This window comes from Sporichthya brevicatena, assembly GCF_039525035.1.
GTDB lineage: Bacteria > Actinomycetota > Actinomycetes > Sporichthyales > Sporichthyaceae > Sporichthya > Sporichthya brevicatena.
This window is the reverse complement of record NZ_BAAAHE010000082.1, coordinates 1-522: the sequence shown is the minus strand read 5'-3', so window position 1 is coordinate 522 and position 522 is coordinate 1. Positions and strand designations below refer to the sequence as shown.

The following is a 522-nucleotide window of genomic DNA, read 5'->3' as shown; positions in this document are numbered from 1 at the left end:
CGCCGGAGTGCTCGTAGTCCCAGATCTGGTTGCCGTAGGCGTCGATGTCCTCGGCCGGGTTGACGATCGTGACCTGGTGGATCAGGAGCCGGTCGGGGAGCATCAGATCCGGACCTGGATGGTGGTGGCAGTGCGCCGGTACCGGGCCAGGGTCTCCTTGTCGTCGGCGGTGAGCCGGGTCGTGAGCCCGTTGGCCCCGGCGCCTTGCTGCAGGCCGTACGAGTACTGGCCGATCCGCTCGGTGACCATGCCCTCCACCGGCGACGGGGTGGTCAGCACGCGGAGCACCATGCCGGTGACGACGGCGATGACGTCGTCGGGGACGTTCGCGTAGCCGTGGTTGTAGGTGACCCGGTAGGACCGGGCGCCCTCCTCGTCCCACCAGTCGGGCAGGTTGATCACGGCGGCGTCCCAGCCGGCGAGGTCGATGATGTCCGCGCCGTCCCAGGCGTAACCGGCCAGCGGGAGCGACTGCCCGGCCGGGCCGATCGCGGCGACGGAGGTGACGGCGGTGACCGGCCG

Annotated in this window: 1 pseudogene; it reads right to left on the bottom strand. The window is 70.9% G+C overall.

What is annotated here, in order from left to right:
* Positions 1 to 102: 102 nt before the first annotated feature.
* Positions 103 to 522 (bottom strand): annotated as a pseudogene (locus ABD401_RS25015) (hypothetical protein); the annotation flags it as partial.